The sequence below is a fragment of the Paenibacillus sp. genome, from assembly GCF_048976745.1.
Classification (GTDB): Bacteria; Bacillota; Bacilli; order Paenibacillales; family Paenibacillaceae; genus Paenibacillus.
Genome location: NZ_JBHGUU010000006.1, coordinates 27,560 through 46,207, shown reverse-complemented (window position 1 = coordinate 46,207; position 18,648 = coordinate 27,560). Strand labels below are relative to the sequence as shown.

Here is an 18,648-nt window from a genome sequence, read left to right as displayed (position 1 = left end):
AAAGCCCCTCCATCGTGTACATAATCTAAGCGCATTTGCAAAAAATGCTCAATCTGAATGATTTTCAATGATTACAATGAGTTCATTTGTCTCGTAAGTTGGGACCAGATCAGGCAATTACTGCTTCCTCATCTTCCAGTTTAACCGAAACGAGCTTGGATACTCCGCCCTCTTCCATCGTAACACCGTACAGCACATCAGCCTCTTCCATCGTACCTTTACGATGGGTAACAACGATGAACTGTGTCTGTTCGGAGAATTCACGCAAGTACTGGGCAAAACGTACCACGTTAGCTTCGTCCAACGCTGCCTCTACTTCATCCAGCACGCAGAATGGTACAGGTTTGACATGAAGAATGGCAAATAACAAAGCCATCGCCGTCAAAGCCCGCTCCCCACCGGATAACAGTTGCAGGTTCTGCAGTTTCTTGCCTGGTGGCTGAGCCACAATATCTATTCCCGTTTCAAGCAATCGCTCCGGGTCCATCAGAACAAGGTCAGCACGTCCCCCGCCAAACAGCTTGGTAAACACGGTACCAAACTCACGGCGAATTGCATCAAACGTGATCTTGAATCGCTTCGCCATCTCGTCTTCCATTTCCCGGATCACCTGATACAACGTTGTTTTGGCTTCCACCAGGTCATTCTTCTGTTCACTCAGGAACTCATATCGCTCATTGACCCGTTGGAACTCCTCAATCGCTCCCAGATTAACATCACCCAGGGCGGATATACTGCGTTTGAGCTTTTGTACCTCTGCCTGTGTATGCTCTACATCTTCGGGCACAGGATAACGCTCTTTGGCCAGTTCATAGCCCAGTTCGTATTCATCCGTCAGCTTCCGCAGTATATTTTCCAGTTCAACGTCCAACCGGTTCACGGAAATTTCCGTCTGTCGCATCTGCTCTTCCACAGCTTTCAACTGCGTGCGCTGTTCCTTCGTTTCGCTCTCGGCAAGTTCAAGCTTTTTCGACAACTCACTTCGGGCAGCACGTTTGAAGTCCAGCTCTTGGGAAGCTTCCGCTTTTTTCAGCTTGTACTGGTTCAGATCTTCAATCTGCTTGACACTCTCGGTCTGTGTTTTCTTGAGATCTGCTTCCATCGAAGCTAACAACGTACGATTCTGACGCAGATCTTTGACCAGCGACTCCACTTCCCGCTCCAGACGTCGCAATTGTTCCCCATTGGAGAATCGCTCCTGATCGAGCTTGCCTTCGCGTACTTTCAATTCGGTGAGTTGGCTCTGCAATTCTTCCTTCGCGGATTCATTGGCTTTCCGAGCAAACTCAGCTGCATGTATGGCACGATGCGTTGCTTTTTCTTCCTCTTCAAGCTGTTCCAGCTTCTTCACAGCAACGATACGAGCCGTATCCAGCTCTTTGATCTCTTCGGTGAACCCGCTCTTCTCCTGCCCGGCAACGGCCACCTGTTCAAGCACGTGACGAAGCTCATGCTCTACCTGCTTCATTTCCATCGAAGCCTGCTGTTCTGCATTTCGGGTGTCGTCACCGGACTGACGAAGTTCATCCAGTTTGTCCTGACACTGCTCCAGTTGAACTTTTACATCATCCACACTGCGATGCAGTTTCACGATCTGATTTTCGGTATCCAAAATATCCTGATCGAGCTGGTCCAGCTGCCGTTTCCGGCTAAGCAGACTCACATTTTTCTTGTGCTGGCTACCACCTGTCATGGAACCACCCGCATTAACCACGTCACCTTCAAGTGTCACTACCCGGAAACGATACTGGCAGCGAGCCGCTATTTTATTGGCGACCTCCAACGTTTCGGCAATAATAACATTACCTAACAGACTGCCAATGATCGCAGCATACTTGGATTCGAATTGTACGAGATCAGCACCAATCCCCACAAAGCCTTCCATACCTTCGATCATGGAACGTTCAGCCGCTCCAATGGCACGAGGACGAATGACATCCAGAGGCAGGAACGTTGCACGTCCCAATTGACGTTGCTTCAGGAAAGCGATCGCCTGTCTGGATACTGATTCATTTTCCATGACCACATGCTGCAAGGATGCTCCCATTGCTGTCTCTACTGCAAGTTCGATCTTCTCGGGAACTTTAACGAGTTCAGCCACAGCTCCATGAACACCGTTCAGTGTACCTTTACGTGAAGCCTTGAGGACCTCCTTGACACCCAACATAAATCCGTCAAAATCTTCCTGCATCTCTTTCATCGTATCGCGGCGAGAGACTTGAGCTTCACGCTTCTGTTCCCATTTACGGACCGTGCCCCGACTTTCTTCGAGCAGTTTTTGCAAAGACTGGAGTCGTTCACTTTCCGTAATATAACCACCACGTAAATCACTGATTTCTTTGCCCAAACGAACCACTTTTTTCTCAATGTCCGCTTTTCGACTTTCCAGTGTCTCTTTCTGATCTTCCCATTTGCCTGACTCTTCAGCCGCTCGATTCATTCTGCGCTCCAGCGTTTCTTTCTGCTGATCCACATAACGAATTTCATTACGTGTCTGAGCCATCTGATTCATCAGTTCCAGCAAGTTGCCTTTGAGGCTTTCCTCTTGCTGCTGACTGATGCCTCCTGTGACACCGATCAGTTTTGCTTCTTCCTGGGACAACTGGTTTCTAACTTCATCCAGTTCATGCTCAAGTTTGCCAAACTTATCACGCAGTGCAAGCAGCTCGGTTTCCCGTTCGCGGTGTCTCTCTTCACTGGCTGCAAGCGTTACTTTGAGCTGCTCCTGATTCGTTTGCAGATGGTGTGAGCGCTCCTTGAGCAGTTCTCCAAGACCTTCACTTTTCTCCGTCGCTTCACTGAATTGTAATAAGGCGGATTGAAGTTGCTCTGTCTCTGTTTCCAAGATACGCAGCGCATTCCGATCATTTTCCAACTTGGCATCATGCGTAGAGACAATTGCCGCCAGTCCAACCTCTTCCTGTTTTAGCGATTGCAACCTTTCGTTGGCCTTACTCCAAGATGCATGAATCTGTTCGATCTGGTACACATACATGGAAATTTCCTGCGATTTGAGCTGAGAACGAAGTTCCTTATAATGGATCGCTTTCTCCGATTGTTCCTTTAGGGGTCCAATCTGATCTTCCAGTTCAGTCACCAGATCATGAATACGCAGCAAATTCTGTTCTGTCTCATCCAGTTTGCGCGTAGCATCCCGCTTGCGGGATTTATATTTAACGATACCTGAAGCCTCTTCAAAGATGCCCCTGCGATCCTCTGAACGGGTACTCAGAATCTCTTCAATTCGTCCCTGTCCAATAATCGAGTAGGCTTCCTTGCCAATGCCGGTATCCATAAACAACTCTGTGATATCCTTCAAGCGACAAGATTGCTTGTTAATAAAATACTCACTATCTCCGCTGCGATGTACACGACGAGTCACAGTCACTTCACCGAAATCCAATGCAAGTGCGTGATCCTCGTTATCAAGCGTTAGCGATACCTCACCGAAATTAACGGCCTTTCGTGCGTCACTGCCTGCAAAGATGATATCTTCCATCTTGCCACCACGCAGCGACTTGGCACTTTGTTCCCCCAGAACCCAACGGATTCCGTCCGATATATTACTCTTGCCACTTCCGTTCGGACCTACAACAGCCGTAATGCCACGAACGAATTCCATCTCCGTTTTGTCGGCGAATGACTTGAATCCACCCAATTCAATCCGTTTTAAAAACATAGGGTTTCTCGTCACCTCCTCTTGCAAATTTCAATATTGCATTCCAGCGCCTAAATAAATTGAACCAAAATAAAGTTCACTTTTTTAGTTAACGATCAGGCCAAACTCCCCCTGAACCTCTTTACAAAAAAAAGAGCAAAAAGCAGTCCGGCCGATTACTTCCGCCGGGGCGGACCCGCGGGCTGCTCTTTGCTCTTCGTTTGTCTATGCGCTATTGGTTAAGCTCCGGCTTCCGGAAGCTTCAGTCGATCAAGTGCTGCAGATGCAGCCTGTTGTTCCGCTTCCTTTTTGGAACGCCCTGTACCTCTGCCAAGCCGTTCTTGACCCATGTGGACCTCCGAGACAAACTCACGTTCATGGGCAGGTCCCCGTTCCTCAACGATACGGTATTCCAAAGCTCCCATATTGTGATGCTGAGTAAGTTCCTGCAGTTCCGTTTTGTAATCACTCATTTGCAGCTTGCTGCCCAACACGATTAATGGGAAGACATGCTGATCGAGAAATGCCCGGACAGGCGCTAGCCCCTGATCCAGATACAATGCACCAATGAAAGATTCAAACACATCCGCCAACAGAGCCGGCCGTGTCCGTCCTCCAGTTAGTTCCTCACCTTTACCAAGAAGTACATACTGCCCAAAACCCAACGCTTCAGCAAATTTGACGAGGGAAGGCTCACAGACAATGGATGCCCGCAGCTTAGTTAATTCGCCTTCCGGACGGTTAGGATACAAATGATACAAGTATTCCGATACAGTCAGTTCCAGCACGGCATCGCCCAGAAACTCCAGACGCTCGTTGTCCTGATGCTGACTGAACCGGTGTTCGTTTACATAGGAAGCATGGGTAAACGCTTGTTTTAAAAGCTGCCTGTTGTCAAATTTGATTTGAAGTTTATGTTGTAACTGCTTCAGATCTTCACTCAAACGAACTAGCCCCTTATGCTTCAAATTTTTTGAGAATAATGGTGGCATTGTGACCGCCGAATCCAAATGAATTGGACATGGCAATATTAACTTTGGTTTGACGTGGAACATTTGGAACATAATCCAGATCACATTCCGGGTCCTGATTTTCCAGGTTGATCGTTGGAGCCAGTGTCTGATGTGTCAATGACAATCCGCAGATGACCGCTTCTACACCACCAGCAGCGCCAAGCATGTGGCCCGTCATGGATTTAGTCGAACTCACTGCGAGCTTGTACGCATGATCACCAAACGCCTTTTTGATCGCAAGCGTTTCGGATCTGTCGCCTACAGGAGTCGAAGTTCCGTGTGCATTAATGTAGTCCACTTCTTCAGGCTCAATACCCGCATTACGAAGTGCCATCTTCATGCAACGTGCTGCTCCGTCCGGATCTGGTTCTGTCATGTGATGTGCATCACCTGTCAGACCGTAACCTATTACTTCACCATAAATGCGTGCTCCACGTTTTTGAGCATGCTCCAGGGATTCCAGAATCAGAACACCAGCGCCTTCGCCCATAACAAAACCATCACGTTCTGTATCAAAAGGACGGCTGGACTTCGCAGGATCATCATTACGTGTAGACATTGCGCGCATGGCACAGAACCCTGCAAGACCGGTTGGTCTGATTGTTGCTTCCGCACCACCACAGATCATGGCATCTGCATCACCATTGGCAATGAGCTTGAAGGAATCTCCGATAGAGTGTGTACCTGTTGCACAAGCGGTAACCACGTTAATGTTAGGACCTTTGGCACCAAGAGAGATGGACATTTGGCCTGAAGCCATGTTGGAGATCATCATGGGAATAAAGAATGGGCTTACCCGTTTTGGACCTTTTTGCAACAATGCATTATGTTGGTCCTCCCAAGTTCCCAATCCACCAATACCTGATCCGATGGATACACCGAAACGCTCCGCATCAATATTCTCGTTAATTTTCAGACCACTGTCTTCAACGGCTTTGAAGCCCGCTGCCACAGCGAACTGTACAAAACGGTCCATTTTGCGAGCATCCTTGCGATCCATATATTCTTCCGGGTTGAAATCCTTGATCTCAGCTGCAATCTGTGTCGTGTATTCACTAACATCAAACGCCTCAATCTGAGAGATTCCGGACTTTCCTGCCATTAAACTGCCCCAGAACGTTTCCAAATCTTTTCCGAGCGATGTCATTACGCCCATTCCGGTAATTACTACTCTTTGTTTCAAACCGAGTCACCTCTATATCGACTGCATTACGCAATTATTTTGTGGGAATATCCGCAAACAGACATCTATTCAACCAAGATAAGCCTGCTTGAGTAGAGCTGCTTGCGGAATGAGAAAAACCAATGAATGATGAGAAGTCCCGCCTGTTCGAAAACATGTGCGGGACTAAAAAATGACTTTAGGTATGAGATTGTATGTAGTTTACAACTTCACCTACGGTCGTGATTTTTTCTGCATCTTCATCAGAGATTTCCAAATCAAATTCATCTTCCAATTCCATGACCAATTCCACTACATCCAAAGAATCAGCACCCAAATCTTCTTTGAAAGATGCTTCAAGTGTAACTTCAGCTTCGTCTGCGCCCAAGCGGTCGACGACGATGCGTTTTACACGCTCCAATACATCGGACATCCGGTTCACCTCCTTCTTTGGTATTATACGAGAATCGCAGGCAAAATGCCATAGAAGACATATGCGGCTCCCGGCCGGGGAACCCGGCCTTTTTCCGGCATTTCGGATCGTCCAGCGCCTGTTCCCCGACTATTGTTCAAGTCCGGGAAGAATTACATGTACATGCCACCATCGACATGCAGCGTCTGCCCTGTCATATAAGATGAAGCCTGTGAAGCCAGGAACGTGACTACACCAGCGATTTCATCCGGTTGACCCAAACGGGACAACGGAATACCACTTAGCATACCGTCCACCAGCTCCTGGGACAACTCTTTTGTCATATCCGTCTCAATGAAACCTGGTGCAACACAGTTGACGGTGATTCCACGAGAAGCCAGTTCACGAGCAGATGCCTTTGTCAGGCCAATAACTCCTGCTTTGGCAGCAACATAGTTTGCTTGTCCAGCATTACCGAGCACACCTACAACCGAGGAGATATTGATAATTCTTCCCGACCGTTGTTTCATCATTGGACGTGTTACCGCCTTAAGGCAGTTAAACACACCTTTGAGATTGGTTTCAATAACCTGATCGAATTCTTCCTCTTTCATACGCATGATCAGATTATCACGGGTAATACCAGCATTGTTCACCAGAATATCAACATTGCCCCATGCTTCGAGTGTAGCTTTGACCATTTGTTCAGCTTCATCCATCAGACCAACATTGGCTTGAAGTGTAATCGCCTTGACTCCTTTGGCACGAATCGCTTCCGCCACTTCCTCAGCTGCCGCTTGGCTACCCGCATAATTCACGGCTACGTTCGCTCCAGCTTCTGCAAGTGCCAGTGCAATACTGCGCCCAATGCCCCGGGATGCTCCGGTAACGAGTGCATTTTTACCTTCTAATGGTTTAGACATAATCATTCCTCCTTTCCCCAAATCTATATCAGTTCAACCAAAGAATGTTTACACTTGCCACTCTGATGACAGAATAACCTTCCGATCGCTGTTATCCCCAGATTTTTTTGATCCCCTTTTTTAAAGGGAAAATCCGGTGCTAAAGGCGAACGCTCCGCTTCTCCAGTTTTTTTCTGTCCTCTCCGTTCTCGTGTAAAAAGTTTAGTTTAACTCATATAACTCCTTCTAATTCACTTGCCGTTGCTTCGAGCGTTTCAAGACTGTTCACATTGTACAGTTTTACGGTTTTATCTGTTTTTTTAATCAAACCGGTCAATACACTGCCAGATCCAATCTCGATGAACGTATCCACGCCTTGCTCAATAAGCCATGTCACACTGTCTTCCCATAATACAGGAGAATAGACCTGAGCCGTTAACAAATCCTGAAACTGTCCATCCTCTGCAGGTCTTGCAGTCACATTAGCGACTACAGGGACCGCTGCCGGTGAGAACGTAACGGTTTTCAGTTTCTCTTCCAGCTTCTCAGCTGCACCCTTCATCAATGAAGAGTGGAACGGACCGCTTACTTCAAGTAGAATGGCGCGTTTGCCGCCCGCTTCTTTCACTCGTTCCGCGACAGCAGCTACGCCTTCCTTCACACCAGAAATGACGATTTGTCCCGGACAATTCATGTTGGCAAGTTCAACCGCATGACCACTTTCAGATACGTCACGGCAAAGCACCCCCAGCGCTTCCCGATCCGCACCGAGCACAGCAGCCATCGCTCCTTGTCCACCCGGTACTGCCTGTTCCATATACTGACCACGTGCCCGTACAGTGCTCACTGCGTCAGCAAACGAAAGAACGCCCGCTGCCACCAGTGCACTGTATTCTCCCAGACTGTGCCCAGCCGTATAGTCAGGCTGAATTCCTTTTTCTTTGAAAGCTTCAAGCAAGGCAATACTTGCCGTCAATAGAGCCGGTTGTGTATTTGATGTCTGTTTCAACTCGGTCTCCGGTCCTTCAAATACAAGGTTGCTCAGCGAGAAACCCAATGTTTCATCTGCTGTGCGAAAAATCTCGGTTGCCGCAGGCACGGACTCATACGCGTCCTTGGCCATGCCTACAGCCTGTGATCCCTGTCCGGGAAATACAAATGCTATTTTACCCATCTCATTCATCTCCCAGATGTCTATTTTACCAAACGAGGACCGATGCTCCCCATGTCAAACCGCCACCGAATCCAACCATCAGGACGGTATCTCCGGCTTTCATGCGACCTTCCTCTGCCGCTTCTACCAGAGCAAGCGGAATGGAAGCAGCCGATGTGTTTGCATACTTATCCACGTTGACTACAACCTTTTCTTCAGGAAGTTCAAGTCGTTGCATCGCAGATTGGATAATCCGAATATTCGCTTGGTGAGGAACAAACAGATCCACATCCGTACGCTCCATACCAGCCTTACGTAATACCTCAATGGTAGCTGTCCCCATGACACGTACCGCAAACTTGAACACTTCACGACCGTTCATGTAGATGTAATGCTTCTTATTTTCAACGGTCTCTGCGGAAGCAGGCAGACGGGAACCGCCTCCTTCCATCTGAAGAAGACTGCCGCCAGCACCTTCGGCGCCGAGATCAAATGCTTTGAATCCGCGACCTTCCGGAACTTCACCAACAACTACTGCGCCTGCTCCATCACCAAAGAGGACACATGTGTTACGGTCTGTATAATCCGTAATACGAGACAAGCAGTCCGCACCAATTACAAGCGCATTGTTGTACATACCGCTTTGGATGAAGCTCGTAGCACTTGCCAAACCGTATACAAATCCGGAACAAGCAGCCGAGAGATCAAATGCTGCCGCACCTTTTGCACCCAATCTGTCCTGCAAGATGCAGGCTGTTGATGGGAACGAAGAATCCGGGGTAATGGTTGCAACAATAATCAGATCAAGATCACTGCCTGTCATGCCAGCAGATTCAAGGGCTTTAATAGCCGCTTCATATGCCAGATCAGAAGTTGCTTGATCGGGTGCAGCGATGTGACGCTCTTTGATTCCTGTACGACTGACGATCCACTCATCATTGGTATCGACCATTTTCTCCAGATCGCTATTTGTCAAAATTTTCTCAGGCACATATTTCCCTGTACCAATAACCCCTACTGGGCGCAAATTATTCATATCGTCACTCACTTCCCGCTAATTTCCTTAGATATGCTCTCTACCAGCTGATTCTGCACTGCAATCCGAGCTTGGCGCACAGCATTTTTGATGGCATTGCCATCAGCAGATCCATGACTTTTCACAACCAGTCTGCTCAAACCGAGGAGCGGTGCTCCGCCATGCTCCGTATAATCCAGCTTCCGTTTCAACCCACGCAGCTCAGGCATCAGTACAGCCGCAGCCAGTTTACTTTTGAGAGAAGATGAGAATTGTTCCTTAAGCAAGGCGAAAATGGCACCTGCTGTGCCTTCCAGCGACTTCAGCAGTATATTTCCTGCAAAACCGTCACATACAAGCACATCACAAGCACCAGTCAGCACATCACGTGCCTCAACATTACCGACAAACCGAATTGGGAGTTGTTCCAGCAAAGGATATGCATGTTTGGTTAACTCATTTCCCTTGCCCGGTTCTGTTCCTACATTAAGCAAGCCCACTCGTGGGGACTCTATGCCCTGTACTTTTTGCCGATACAAGCTGCCCATCAGGCCATATTGTGCAAGATGTTCCGGTTTGGCGTCCATATTCGCTCCGAGATCCAGCGCAAGTACACCCACATCATCAATCGTTGGAATCATGGGCGCAAGCGCCGGACGTTCAATGCCTTCCATCCGACCTACAACAAGCAACCCCGCTGTCATCAGCGCTCCAGTATTGCCCGCCGAGATCATCGCGTCCGCTTCTCCCTCTTTCAGCATGCGGCCTGCGACCACCATGGAGGCATCCTTCTTGCGACGTACTGCTTTGACGGGTTCATCATCCGAACCGATCACTTCGGAAGCATGCCGGACCGTAAGATTGGCAGGTCTAACACCTGACTGACTCAAAAGAGGCTCCAGCTTGGCTTCATCGCCGATCAGGACGATCTGTGTATCCGCCCATTCCGTGGCTGCGGCAATCGCACCTTCTACCGTTGATGCAGGTGCATTGTCGCCTCCCATGGCATCAATGACGATTTTCATTCCAAATGACCTCCTTCTCCGCTGTCTTCTCCACCTGAATGGTAGATTACAAAGTTGCCTTGAAACACCATTTCTTCACCTACATAAGTGAATACTTCCACTTTGGCTTTGCCCTTTTGACCCGGAATGGATCTCACATAAGCCTTCGCAATACATTTCTCTCCCAAATGAACCGAACGGACAAAGCGAATGTCTGCTGATGCAGTCAACGCGATCTCGTCATTAATAATGGCTACAGCCAAGGAGTTGGCCTGTGCAAAGACATAGTGCCCACGTGCAATCCCTGTTCTTGAAAACACATGCTCTTCCTTAATCTCAAACAGGGAAATCCCGCTCTTGTCCAGCTGCAGATCCACAATATCACCGATAATCTCATGCAGGGGCAACGAGCGCACCTGATCATACGAGCGCTCTGCCATCAGTTTCATCCGCTCCCGAAGTTCGGGTATTCCAAGTTCCAGTCTGTCAAGACGAATCGTCTGAATACTCACCTTCAATTGGCGCGTAAGTTCCTGATCCGTCACAAAAGGGTTCTCTTCTATCATTTTGGTTAACTGCTGTTGCCTCTGTCTCTTCGGTACACGTTCGATGCCTGACACCCCCCGCTGTATCGTTTACGGAACCGTCCCATCCGGCCAGTTCAACCATTCTTTCGTGTTGCTTCTATAGTTGCATCCCTGGTCACCAGGGTCGTTCTCAAACGGATTATGGTTCATCTATATGTAACGTCAAATCTTAGAACCTGGTACTAAACTATAGTATATCTCATCCCGTGTCAAAAAGAAAGGCTGGCCTAACAAAAACAATTCACCCTCGCGGAACATGGATTTCATGCTTGTTAACTCATTATACCTACACTTTTTAATCCAAAAAAAGTAGCACCTCATCGAAATGAAGTGCTACTTAATGTCCAACTATTATTGAGAGATGATCTCTCTTGCTTTGTACGTTCCGCACACTTTGCACACGTGGTGACTAAGTTTAAGTTCGCCACATTGTTCACATTTCACCATGCCCGGTACAGCCAATTTAAAGTGAGTGCGACGTTTGTCGCGACGCGTCTTGGACGTTCTCCGTTGAGGTACTGCCATTATTCCCACCTCCTTATCAAAATCAACCTTTGCAGGTAGTTGTTACGTTCGATTTTCAATCATGCTCATTTAAAAAAATCCTTGAGCCCTGCAAGCCGCGGATCGATAACCTGGTTATCACAACCGCAGTCACCTTCGTTCAGCTCATGGCCACACTTAGGGCATAACCCTTTGCATGTATCGCTACATAGCGGTATAAACGGAAGATCCAGCAGAAAAGCTTCCTCGGCATAACCTTTCAGATCAACGCTATCCCCATCCACATAGAGCGTATCGTCATCTTCGTGTAATTCCTCTGGCTGTTTTCCCTGCTTGAATTGCTCATGAAAATCAATATGAAAATGTTCATTGATCGGCTTAAGACAACGGGAGCACAACATGTCCATTCCCACTGTCAGCTTGCCATGAACATCCACAACGTCACCTTCTCTGATTTCTGCAGATAAATCGGCAGTCAGGGGGGTAACGGCTGTGATATCTTGTCGGTTAGAAACCAGTTCCTTGATATCCCACTGTTCGTTAAACTTCAGGGGACCATCACTGGTAGCCACTTTGCGAAATGGCATTAACATTTCCATCACTCCAAACGAAACCAATTTCATAATTCATGTCAAACGTATCACGACAGTTATACAGGTCAAGCCTGCTTTTGTAAAGCAATAAATCCTGACTGTATGTATTCTGACGATTCATCGTTAAAAGTATTATGAAATTGACTTAACAAACAAAAATCATTATACCGATTTTTCAAGACGTTTGTCAACACTTTTAACTTTACACCCTATTTTAAACCAATCGCTCAGAACTTTTACTCCATCTGGTCTATTATAGACTCACATCACGATAAACTACAAGTCGTCATTTTAGTTGTAGTTCCTTGCAAACAGCGGTCACATTTCGTTAACGTTTAGTGTGATCTATATCACACAGAGCCTCTTTCCCCCTACCTATACTTGCTATAAACCAAAGCACGATCAGCTCCATAACCGTTTATTATCCAACGATCTCATATCATATCGGGAGGGAAAGGTATGTTAAACGAGCACACCATTAGAGTCATTAAATCAACAGTCCCCGTTCTTGAAGTCCACGGCGAAGCGATCACACGCCACTTCTATGAAACGATGTTTACAGCACATCCGGAACTGCTCAATATTTTTAATCACGCAAATCAGAAACAGGGACGGCAGCAAGCAGCCCTTGCCAATATGGTATACACTGCTGCCCTGCATATCGATAATCTGCCTTCCATCCTGCCTGCCATTCGACAAGTTGCACACAAACATCGCAGCCTGGGTATCGTTCCGGAGCAATATGCGATTGTCGGCACCTATCTGCTACAAGCCATCAAAGATGTCCTTGGAGACGCAGCAACGGATGAAATTATCACGGCATGGAGTGAAGCCTACAATGTCATTGCAGGTGCCTTTATCGGGATCGAACAGGACATGTATGCTGAAGCAGAAAACCAGACGGGTGGCTGGGAAGGATTTCGTACCTTCAAGGTTGCCAAGAAAGTGCAGGAAAGTGATGTCATTACGTCCTTTTACCTCGTTCCAGACGATGCTCAGCCTATCGCCAGCTATGAACCAGGACAATACATCAGTATCAGAATCAAACCAGAAGCACAATCATTTACCCAGATTCGTCAGTATAGCCTTTCGGATACCCCGGGTAAACCTTATTATCGCATTTCCGTTAAACGCGAGCTGGGTGGATTAGAACGTCCTGATGGCGTCATATCCACGTATCTTCACGATCACATTGAAGAAGGTAGTCAAGTTGAACTATCCGCTCCTGCTGGTGACTTCACATTGAATGCAGACGATAAACGTCCTGTTGTTCTCCTGAGTGGTGGTGTCGGTCTAACGCCCATGATCAGCATGTTAAATACGCTGGTTGACTTGAACGAAAATCGCACAATTACATTTTTGCATGCAAGTCCGAATGGTCAATCTCACGCGTTCCGTGATCATGTGAACAGTCTGGCCGAACGTATTCAGGGCGTTAAAGCTTATTATTGTTATACTCAACCTGCTGTATCGGATCGTGAAAATGAGTATTTTCATAAGGAAGGTTATATGGATGCGGTCTGGCTTCGCCAAGTGATTGATGAACTGGATGCCACCTATTATCTGTGCGGACCTGTTTCGTTCATGCGCTCAGTGTATACGGAGCTACAGACGCTTGGTGTGGCAGCGGACAACATACATTATGAATTTTTTGGGCCGAAAGCAAGTCTTTCTCCCGCACCGGAGAGTGTCTAAGCATTCTGAGATTATTAAGATGAAGTTATGAAGAGGTCATTCTCCGATTATCCAAATTGTGTAATATAATAGATCTGCAGGCACAGTCTGACATCCATTGATGTCGGATTTTTGCTTTTTTCTTGTCTGCATTGGTGCATGATTTGATCTAATACATGACATCCCCTATGATGGAATGGATGTTATACATACTCGGTTATCCAATCGAAAGGAGTACCTCTAATCATGAAAGCCGTAGGCGTCATTGTTGAATATAACCCCTTGCACAATGGGCATGTTTATCATTTGCAAGAAGCTCGGCGGCTAAGCGGCGCAGACGCCGTTGTTGCAGTCATGAGCGGCCCTTTTCTCCAGCGTGGCGAACCCGCCATCGTGGGTAAAAGGGCGCGCACCGAGATGGCGCTGCACGCAGGCGCGGATCTCGTGCTTGAACTGCCGGTGGCTTATGCTGTGCAACCGGCGGAGTGGTTTGCCTTCGGTGCGGTATCCCTGCTGGACCGCACCGGCGTTGTGGACTCGCTCTGCTTTGGCAGCGAGTCCGGTGACCTGGACAGCCTGCAGCGCATTGCGCGCGTGCTGGCTGTGGAGCCCGCAGGGATGCGCGAGGACATCGCGCGCCGCCTGCGGGAAGGCGCCAGCTATCCCGCCGCGTACGCAGGCGCGGCGGCTGCACTGGCGCCCGGCGGCGTCGATGCTCACGACGCCGCTGCACTGCTGGAGCAGCCCAACAATTCACTTGGGCTGCACTACCTGATCGCGCTGCAGCGTCTTGGCAGCGCGATCCAGCCCTTTACGGCGGCGCGTACCGGTGCCGCGTATCATGAGGCGACGCCCGGGCCGGGGGCGATCGCCAGTGCCACAGCCGTCCGCCGCCTTCTGATGGCGGACGGGCCCAACGCCGCCGCACCATACGTGCCGGCGGCAACTCTTGCCATTCTGCATCGCGAATGGCAAGAGGGGCGCGCTCCCGTGCACTGGGAGCGCTTTGCACAGCCGCTGTTGCACCTTGCGGCCACCCGCCGTGCCTCCGAGCTGGAACGCATCGCCGAAGTCACGGAAGGCCTGGAACATCGGCTGAGCCGTGCACTCGCTCAGCTCCCGGAGCCTTCAGTCGAAGCACTCCTGAATGCATTAAAGACCAAACGTTACACACGCACCAAACTCCAGCGTATGCTCGCCCACCTGCTCCTGAATCACACCAAAGCCGAGTGTTCACCAGAGCAATTAGCTGCCGGACCCGGGTATCTACGAGTCCTCGGATTTAATACTCAAGGACAGAGGCTGCTTAAACAAATGAAAAAGACCGCGTCGTTGCCAGTTGTGCTGAAACCTTCGACGTTCCCGCACAATCAACTTGAACTGGATATACAAGCTCAGGTTGCGTATGGGCTCGCTTGCGAGCACAGGGACACACGCAGGATGTTCAGTGACTACTATGAGTCGCCTATGAGAGTGTAATCCTCTTTTGACCAAAAGGCTTCATCTCATATGGAGCTTTTCATTCCATCATTTACGGATCATTGATTTTCAATTATTCGACACTCAACTATACAAGTAAAAAAATCCCCTTGCTGCGCGCCGCTCAGGCACATCGCAACAAGGGGATTCTTTCATTAACTTCCCTTATTTATCTTGATTCTCTTGGTTCACCCTTTGAATCTGCTGATACGCTCATTTCTCTTGATCACACTTCTATCGCTGCAATCAATACATTCCAATATCATCCGTAATTATTCATCCGTTTCAACGTTGGCTCCATCTCTTTCCACCCGATCATAATCCTATGATTTCACAGATAAAGTTTTCAGATAAGCCAGTGCATCATCCACCGTGCTCACAGGCACAAGTTTCATTTTGGTGCCGATCTGTTCAGCCTTGGCTGCTGCTTCCTTATAGTTATCCTTCGGCACAAAGAAGATCTCTGCTTCTTTCCGGTCAGCGGCTACAATCTTGTGCACGACACCACCAATGGCACCCACCACACCGTCCTTCGTAATGGTACCTGTACCCGCAATTCGATGCCCCTTGGTCAGATCTCCAGGTGTTAACTGGTTATAGATCTCCAACGTAAACATCAAGCCGGCAGACGGACCACCAACCTGAGTATCTGTGAAGGAAATCTGTTTGTTCGGATCTTCAGCTTTCACCTTCTGAACCGCACCAATCATTACGCCGAGTCCCGGGCGGGTTTCACCTGTTTTATTGTCTTTGACCTGGATCAGTTTCACGTCCCGGCTAATGGTCTCTCCACCACGTTCCAGCTGCATTTCAACCGTATCTCCGACTTTTTTATCTTTTAACTGGGCAGAAAGCACCGTATTATCCGGCGTAGCAGTTCCGTTTACACCCAGAATAATATCGCCCGGAGCAATATCTCCTTCCGGTTTGGGGTTTTCGGACAGTCCAAATACAAAGATATGCTCAGGTACAATAGAGTAAGCCACACCAGCCTGTTCATATGCAGCCTCCATTGCGGAGGATTGTGAGTCACTCATGAACCACACCTGTTCGGCAGAGTATTCCGCTTCGCTTTTGCCACGCAGTCGGTCTTCCTTTTTATCCACTTGAGCATTTTTATTGAACAGAGAGGTTCCTAGCAAAAACACATTGGCATATGTTGCCGACACGGTCGTCATCATGAACACACCGCGTTCTTCCTGGTCCCCAACCTTAACGGTTACCATAGGTTTTACTTCATCTGCACTGCCAGGCATATATATGATATACGGCGTTGGCATGTACACAGCAACATAGACGACCAGAGCCACCACGATCACAAAGATCGAAGCTCTGAATCCGCCATATTTCCGAATCCGATTCATCGCATGAGCCTCCGTTCTTTGTATCTCTATATAAGCTGAACTCTACACTAATCAGTGATCGTAATCCCACCTTCTGATTCCTTCACAATCTCCAGTTAGATTCACACTTTTTGTAATGCGATGCTCAGCTCATCTTGTTTCATCATTTATTTCAAGTCTAACACTCTGGTCCCTGTGCATACAATGGTACAGGCCGGATAGGCCGCTGTATACAATAGCCTGTCCGGTCAAGGCCGAACCGCCCTTCGGGCGTCATTCGGCCGTCCATAACGATTCAAATGCCGAGTGGGCGTTATCTGATATGAGGTGAAACGATGACATTACAGAGCGAGGTTAAAGATTCTGGTCCGTTACGAACAATCATCCTGAGTACCGGCGCTTTAATGTTGGTCATTGCGGTAGTTGCTTCCCCCAAAGAAGCGTTTGATGCCTCTATTCAAGGTCTGGATATATGGTGGAAAATCATCTTTCCTGCCATGCTCCCATTCCTCATGTTATCCCAAATGCTCACTGCGTTTGGCTTCACCCACGCGATCGGCGCCTTGCTCGGACCGTTAATGCAACGATGGTTCAGACTCCCTGGTAACGCAGGTCTGGCAATTGCCGTTGGCATGTGCGGCGGATTCCCCGCAGGAGCTGATGCGGTGTCCCGTTTATTTCAGGATAGACAAATTACCGCCAAGCAGGCGGTTGTCCTTGCGGCGGCATCTCATTTTGCCAACCCAATGATGATCATACTGGTCGTTGGTGCTGCTTTTCTTCATCAGCCATCGGCCGGTTATTTCCTACTCGTGGTCCACTGGATCAGCGGCTGGATTGCAGCCATTCTTGCCACACGTCTCCTGCCTGCACCAGGGAAGCAGACAAACAGGGCTGGCTCGACAGCTGTGCAAGCAAATACCAGCTCTCTTGACTCTCAGCCTGCAAGTTCCACAAGTCACTCTTCTGCAACCCATCACTCTACGCTTAAACGACGCCGTATATGGTCTGAACTGATGATTGCAGCCAGGGAAGCCCATAGTCGTGATGGAAGAGGGTTTGGCAAACTGCTCGGTGACACCGTATCCCAAGCTGTGCAGACCTTGATGATGACTGGAGGTTACATGATCGGTTTTGCCGTGTTTATCCGGCTGGTCTCCCTTTATCTGACTCCCGGGTCCTCTGCTGCGCTGTGGCCAGCCTTCTTTGAACTTCACCTGGGCACCTATCATTTGAGCCAGACTTCACTAACACCCGCACTGCTCATGTCTCTACTTGCAGCCGTTCTGGGATGGGGTGGTTTATGCTCCCATCTGCAAGTCTCTGCTGTCCTGAAAACAACTAGTCCGGGCAGCAAATCGATGTTGTACTTTGCCGGAGTTCGTCTGACTCATGGATTAATCGCGTTTTTCATCAGTCTGTTCCTATGGATGCCGTTCAGCCGTTATAACACAGAAGTCTGGACCACATTACAGACGAATGCAGAGCAGGACCTCTTAACACCATTCGGTTGGTTATTCATACATAGTCCAGGTAACACTTACCCGATCAACACCATTTGGAGTGTCTTCCCTGCTGCATGCATAGGTTTTGCATTACTTCTTGCAGTGATGATCAGTCTATCGGGTCTTACCTTCTGGTTTAACCGCCGGTTTTCTCGCTGATTTTCTGACGGAGCGCTGCTTCCACTTCAGGTGAGACAAGATCTGTAACATCTCCATGATAATGAGCAATTTCTTTCACGATGCTGGAACTTAAATAGGAATACTTCGGATTGGTCATCATAAATATCGTTTCCGCATCCGGATTCAACTTGCTGTTGGTCGATGCCAATTGCAATTCGTATTCAAAATCAGTTACGGAGCGTATACCACGAACGATGACCTGAGCTTCCTTTTGCCGGACGTAATTGGCTGTCAGATCGCGGAAACTGTCCACCTCCACATTGGGCAGATGGCGGGTTACTTCCGTAATCAGTTCTTTGCGTTCCTCCACCGTAAACAGCGGATTTTTGCTCATATTGTTCAACACAGCCACAATGACGCGATCAAATTGCTTCGACGCTCTGGCGATAATATCCAGATGCCCCATCGTTACGGGATCAAAACTTCCAGGATATACGGCGATCCGTTCCTGTCGATGTATCATT

Annotated in this window: 16 protein-coding genes; 3 read left to right on the top strand and 13 right to left on the bottom strand. The window is 48.4% G+C overall.

Annotated features, from left to right (window positions below):
- Positions 1–109: 109 nt before the first annotated feature.
- The 11 genes from smc to ACE3K2_RS06910 all read right to left on the bottom strand — a co-directional run bounded on the left by smc (position 110) and on the right by ACE3K2_RS06910 (position 12,003).
- The gene (smc, locus tag ACE3K2_RS06960; protein WP_421888478.1) at positions 110–3,679 is read right to left on the bottom strand and encodes a chromosome segregation protein SMC; all 3,570 of its coding nucleotides are present in this window, start codon (positions 3,677–3,679) and stop codon (positions 110–112) included.
- A gap of 218 nt (positions 3,680–3,897) precedes the next feature.
- A complete protein-coding gene (rnc, locus tag ACE3K2_RS06955) occupies positions 3,898–4,602 on the bottom strand; it encodes a ribonuclease III (RefSeq protein WP_091031948.1) in 705 nt (234 codons plus the stop codon).
- A 13-nt stretch (positions 4,603–4,615) separates the two neighbouring features.
- Positions 4,616–5,854, bottom strand: coding sequence for a beta-ketoacyl-ACP synthase II (gene fabF, locus ACE3K2_RS06950; RefSeq protein ID WP_062833763.1), 1,239 nt, complete (start codon positions 5,852–5,854; stop codon positions 4,616–4,618).
- Positions 5,855–6,032: 178 nt separating this feature from the next.
- On the bottom strand, positions 6,033–6,266 hold the full coding sequence (gene acpP / locus ACE3K2_RS06945; protein ID WP_024630176.1) for an acyl carrier protein: 234 nt from the start codon (positions 6,264–6,266) through the stop codon (positions 6,033–6,035).
- 152 nt (positions 6,267–6,418) lie between these two features.
- The gene (gene fabG / locus ACE3K2_RS06940) at positions 6,419–7,168 is read right to left on the bottom strand and encodes a 3-oxoacyl-[acyl-carrier-protein] reductase (RefSeq protein ID WP_017689228.1); all 750 of its coding nucleotides are present in this window, start codon (positions 7,166–7,168) and stop codon (positions 6,419–6,421) included.
- Positions 7,169–7,379: 211 nt separating this feature from the next.
- Positions 7,380–8,321 carry an ACP S-malonyltransferase gene (fabD, locus tag ACE3K2_RS06935; protein ID WP_421888475.1) on the bottom strand — a complete coding sequence of 314 codons (942 nt, stop codon included), beginning with the start codon at positions 8,319–8,321 and terminating at the stop codon, positions 7,380–7,382.
- Positions 8,322–8,346: 25 nt separating this feature from the next.
- A complete protein-coding gene (locus tag ACE3K2_RS06930; RefSeq protein WP_421888473.1) occupies positions 8,347–9,336 on the bottom strand; it encodes a beta-ketoacyl-ACP synthase III in 990 nt (329 codons plus the stop codon).
- Positions 9,337–9,344: 8 nt separating this feature from the next.
- Positions 9,345–10,340, bottom strand: a complete 996-nt coding sequence (gene plsX / locus ACE3K2_RS06925; protein WP_017689231.1) for a phosphate acyltransferase PlsX — start codon at positions 10,338–10,340, stop codon at positions 9,345–9,347.
- On the bottom strand, positions 10,337–10,885 hold the full coding sequence (fapR, locus tag ACE3K2_RS06920; protein WP_062833760.1) for a transcription factor FapR: 549 nt from the start codon (positions 10,883–10,885) through the stop codon (positions 10,337–10,339). The genes plsX and fapR overlap by 4 nt, the downstream gene beginning before the upstream one ends.
- A gap of 372 nt (positions 10,886–11,257) precedes the next feature.
- Positions 11,258–11,431, bottom strand: a complete 174-nt coding sequence (gene rpmF / locus ACE3K2_RS06915; RefSeq protein WP_017689233.1) for a 50S ribosomal protein L32 — start codon at positions 11,429–11,431, stop codon at positions 11,258–11,260.
- Between the two features lie 65 nt (positions 11,432–11,496).
- Positions 11,497–12,003, bottom strand: coding sequence for a DUF177 domain-containing protein (locus ACE3K2_RS06910; RefSeq protein WP_315936351.1), 507 nt, complete (start codon positions 12,001–12,003; stop codon positions 11,497–11,499).
- A 459-nt stretch (positions 12,004–12,462) separates the two neighbouring features.
- Here ACE3K2_RS06910 and hmpA point away from each other — a divergent pair, with 459 nt between their 5' ends.
- Together hmpA and ACE3K2_RS06900 are read left to right on the top strand one after the other, a co-directional pair.
- Positions 12,463–13,698 (top strand): NO-inducible flavohemoprotein, encoded by a 1,236-nt coding sequence (gene hmpA / locus ACE3K2_RS06905; protein ID WP_421888469.1) that lies wholly within the window; start codon positions 12,463–12,465, stop codon positions 13,696–13,698.
- Between the two features lie 225 nt (positions 13,699–13,923).
- Entirely contained in the window at positions 13,924–15,156 is a 1,233-nt protein-coding gene (locus ACE3K2_RS06900; protein WP_421888467.1) for a nucleotidyltransferase, read from the top strand.
- A gap of 323 nt (positions 15,157–15,479) precedes the next feature.
- Here ACE3K2_RS06900 and ACE3K2_RS06895 read toward each other — a convergent pair whose 3' ends face one another.
- Positions 15,480–16,520 carry a SepM family pheromone-processing serine protease gene (locus ACE3K2_RS06895; protein ID WP_421888464.1) on the bottom strand — a complete coding sequence of 347 codons (1,041 nt, stop codon included), beginning with the start codon at positions 16,518–16,520 and terminating at the stop codon, positions 15,480–15,482.
- A 314-nt stretch (positions 16,521–16,834) separates the two neighbouring features.
- Between ACE3K2_RS06895 and ACE3K2_RS06890 the strand changes: the two genes are divergently transcribed.
- Complete coding sequence (locus ACE3K2_RS06890; protein ID WP_421888461.1) at positions 16,835–18,163, top strand: nucleoside recognition domain-containing protein; 1,329 nt, start codon at positions 16,835–16,837, stop codon at positions 18,161–18,163.
- Here the strand turns inward: ACE3K2_RS06890 and coaD are convergent.
- Positions 18,141–18,647, bottom strand: coding sequence for a pantetheine-phosphate adenylyltransferase (gene coaD / locus ACE3K2_RS06885; RefSeq protein WP_085981453.1), 507 nt, complete (start codon positions 18,645–18,647; stop codon positions 18,141–18,143). The two genes, ACE3K2_RS06890 and coaD, sit on opposite strands and share 23 nt — an antisense overlap.
- Between the last annotated feature and the right edge of the window lies 1 nt (position 18,648).